Source organism: Streptomyces sp. NPDC057654 (assembly GCF_042800135.1).
In the GTDB taxonomy this organism is placed as follows: Bacteria; Actinomycetota; Actinomycetes; order Streptomycetales; family Streptomycetaceae; genus Streptomyces.
The window spans coordinates 1-3,354 of the sequence record NZ_JBHVHQ010000919.1; the positions used below are offsets into that span (position 1 = coordinate 1).

The following is a 3,354-nucleotide window of genomic DNA, read 5'->3' on the forward strand; positions in this document are numbered from 1 at the left end:
GTGGCTCCCCCGGCCGGGGCGGCGGCGAGTGCGGAGAGGATCAACGATCCCACGGTGCCGTACAGGGCTGCTGCTCTCACTGACCGCCATCCCTTCGCGCATTATCCGACAAAAGGGATATTTGGTTCGGTGGGCGGTGAAGTAAAGCACTGGAGGTGAGTGTCGGCCCGAAACCCCCGGACTGCCGAGCGCCCGCCGTCCGCCAGGTGCCGGATGACTGCCGAGCGCCCGCGGTGGGGGTGGCGGTTCAGTCGTGCGGGCCGCGGAGGTTCTCGGCGAGTGCTGCGCGCAGCTGCGGATCGGCGAGCGCGGCCCGGCCCCGTACGGCCAGCGCCGTGAGGAAAGACCGTTCCCCGGCCGGGCCGTCTTCCTCTTCACCTTCCTCTTGCCCGGCGGCGTTCCCCGCCTTGGACGTGCCCATCCGGCCGAGCACACGGGCCCCCGCCGGAGAGGCCCAGTGGGTGTACGGCCGGATCTCGTACCGGACGATGGCCAGGCAGCCGAGCGTCAGCACCAGAGGCAGCGCGAACCAGGCCGCCATCGGGCCGGCGCCCGACTGCGGCGGCGTGATCAGCAGCGTCGCGACGGCCATGGCCACGACCAGCGCGCACGCGCCCCGTACCTGGCCGATCGCCGAGGACACGTTCGTACGGTCGGCCGGGCTCACCGCCAGCCCGGCCGCGGTGAGCCGCTCGGCCAGGGCCCGCACGGAGTCGGCGGCGGTGAGCGCGGTCCTTATGGCCGGTACGCGCGACTGCCCCTCGGGGCCGATCGCCGTGATCACGGACCGTTCCATGTCGTCGTGGCCCACGGGGTCGACGACGGTCGCCCAGCCCGTGTGCGCGAGCAGCAGCCGACGCTGCCGGGACATCGACACCAGCGCCAGATCCGTGACCCGGTGCGGCCCGCCGGCCAGGAACGCCGCCTCGTACAGGGTCAACGGCAACGCCCCGGCGTCGGCCCCGGACTCCTCGGCGGAGGCCGGGGCCAGGGCGGCGGCGGACGCGATCAGACACAGACGGGCGCAGGTGAGAAACGCCGCGCCCCAGGCGACAAGCAGGAAGATGACCCACATGGCGGCCTTTTTTACTCGATGACCGGGCTGATGCGCCATGGTCGAACAGGAATTGGGATCGTTGTCTCAGGCGGCCCTTGCTTCAGGGGCGGGTCGGGGTCAGCCGCAGCGGCGGCCGGAGTTGATGCAGCGTACGACCGAATCCATCAGCGCTCCGGGCATGAAGTTCGCGAAGTCCGCGTGGTCGGTGACCGGCTTGCGGAGCTGTTCCGGGAAGCTGTCGACCGCGAAGTTCGGGCCCGGCGGCACCTTGTAGGCGAGGGTCATCCGGAGCTGTGGCACCGCCTTGAAACCGCTCTGGCAGCGGCCCGTGGTCTTGTCGGGGAAGGTGAGATGGGTGCGGTGGTTCGCGCTGTCGGTGTTCTGGCCGTCCCAGCAGCTGGGGAAGTCCAGTTGGCGTACGACCTGGCTGCCGCGCGGGCACAGCGGGTACTTGTCGGTCAGCACGCGATCGGTGAAACCGGTGCACGTCCACTGCGCGCGGGCGTTGGCGGTGCCGTTGGTGAACGCCTTCGCGTCGCCGGTGATCGTGCGCAGCGCCTTCGGCATCGCGGTGACCTTGGCGGCCGGGCTGCCGCGGAAGGTGAGGCTGACGGAGGCCGGGGTCAGGACGCGGCCGATGTTGCCGTCCTGGCCCGAGTCGCCGCCACGGGTGACGTCGCGCAGTACGGGCCAGAAGTACGTGGACTTGTCGCCGCGGTCGCAGGTGGTGCCCGCGGCGCTCAGCGAGGCGTCGGTGGAAAGGGCGTCGGTGGAGCGGTTGCCGACGTAGTCGTGCAGGTGGTGGGCGCCGTTGCGGACGCCGGGCGTGACGATGAAGTTGTCGGGGTTGCGGTGGCCCTCCTCGTTGCGCCCGCACCGGCTGGTGAAGCTGCCGGTGGACGCCGAGGGCGCTGCGCGCTGGTCGCGGGGGGCTCGGGCTTCGGGGCTTACGCCGCGGATGTCGACGAAGTCGGAGGCGGCGGGGCCGGAGTGCTGGTGTTGCCGCTGGTCGGAATTCTGCTCTTGCGGCCGGCTCTGATCCTGGCTTTGGTCCTGCCTTTGATCCTGGCTCTGGTCTCGGCCTTCGGCCGGGTCTTGTGCCTGGTCATCGCGGTTGTCGGCCCCGCCGTCCGACCCGTCGTCCGTTCCGTCCTTAGGGGCGTTGTCAGTGGGGGATGTCACGCTGGGTGATGTCGGTGGCGGAGAGGTCTGATCGGCGGAGGGGGGAGAGGTGCGGGCGGAGGCGTTGCCGGTGACGGCGAGGAAGGTGCCTGCCGAACCGAACAGGGCGATGAGGGCGATGACGATGAGGTGCGTGGCGCCGATACGGCGGCGGTGACTGGCGGGCATGGGGGCTCACTTCTTCTCGGGCGACTGCTCGGGGCGGGTGGCGGCAGGTGGCAGCGGATAGGTGGGCGAGGGGGAGGCGGACGGTGTGTCGGTAGTCGTAGGGGCGGGCGTTTCAGGGGTGGAAGTCGCAGGGGCGGACGTCGCAGGGGTGGAAATCGCGGGGCCGGCGGGCGTACGGGCCGGTGCGGGCCGGACGGTGGGCGGCGGCGCGGAGCTCAGGGTCTGTTCGGCGATGGCGTCGAAGTCGACGAGGCCGGTGGCCTCCAGGACCTTGATGTGGTCCAGGACGGTCGCGTTCGCGTCGTCGGCGAGAGCGCGTACGAGCGAGTTGCGGGTGGTGGCCCGGACCTGGGCGACGACCGTGAAGACCTTGCCGTGGGCGAGCCGCAGGATGTTCGCGAACTCACGGTCGTACGCACTGCCGCTCGCGGCGCCGAGCCGCGTCAGCCAGCCGCGCTGCTGGGCGTTGGGCTGGTTGGGCAGGTCGAGGCCCAACTGGTCGGCCACTTGGCGCACATGGTTGTCGAGCGCGGTGTGGCCCGTCACGAGGTGCTCGCCCGCGCGGCGGACGGCGGCGGTGGTGCCGCGCTCCTCGGCCTGCTGCCCGGCGGGCAGTTCCCAGAGCCCCGCCAGCCGCACCCGGTCGACGAAGTCGCGGTCGAGCGGGGAGAGCGGGCCGTATCGCGTGTCCACGGAGCCGGCGGTCAGGTCGGCGGCTCCGGTGCCGAGGCGGTCGCGGTACGACCAGATGGGGAAGAGCAGTGCGGCTACGGTCGCCGCCAGTGCGGCGACGACCAGTCCGGTGCCGGTGAGGGATCGCATGGTGCCTCCTGGTGCGGCACCGCACGGTATGCGTTACGCGTTGATCGTCCGGCTTTTTCGGCGAACCCGGCCGGGGGCGCGGGGCGCGGATCACGGTCCCCGCCTGGGAGTTGGGGCCGAAACAG

General features: G+C 71.5%; 3 protein-coding genes. All 3 read right to left on the bottom strand.

Annotated elements, in window-relative coordinates; all coding sequences use genetic code 11:
- Nucleotides 1-247: 247 nt before the first annotated feature.
- Genes ACFU99_RS38270 through ACFU99_RS38280 form a run of 3 tightly spaced genes read right to left on the bottom strand, consistent with a single transcriptional unit; the run spans nucleotide 248 to nucleotide 3,229 of the window.
- The gene (locus ACFU99_RS38270) at nucleotides 248-1,114 is read right to left on the bottom strand and encodes a TIGR04222 domain-containing membrane protein (RefSeq protein WP_384401699.1); all 867 of its coding nucleotides are present in this window, start codon (nucleotides 1,112-1,114) and stop codon (nucleotides 248-250) included.
- Between the two features lie 60 nt (nucleotides 1,115-1,174).
- The gene (locus ACFU99_RS38275) at nucleotides 1,175-2,407 is read right to left on the bottom strand and encodes a DUF1996 domain-containing protein (protein ID WP_384401702.1); all 1,233 of its coding nucleotides are present in this window, start codon (nucleotides 2,405-2,407) and stop codon (nucleotides 1,175-1,177) included.
- A gap of 6 nt (nucleotides 2,408-2,413) precedes the next feature.
- Entirely contained in the window at nucleotides 2,414-3,229 is an 816-nt protein-coding gene (locus tag ACFU99_RS38280; protein WP_384401705.1) for a DUF4142 domain-containing protein, read from the bottom strand.
- Nucleotides 3,230-3,354 lie beyond the last annotated feature (125 nt).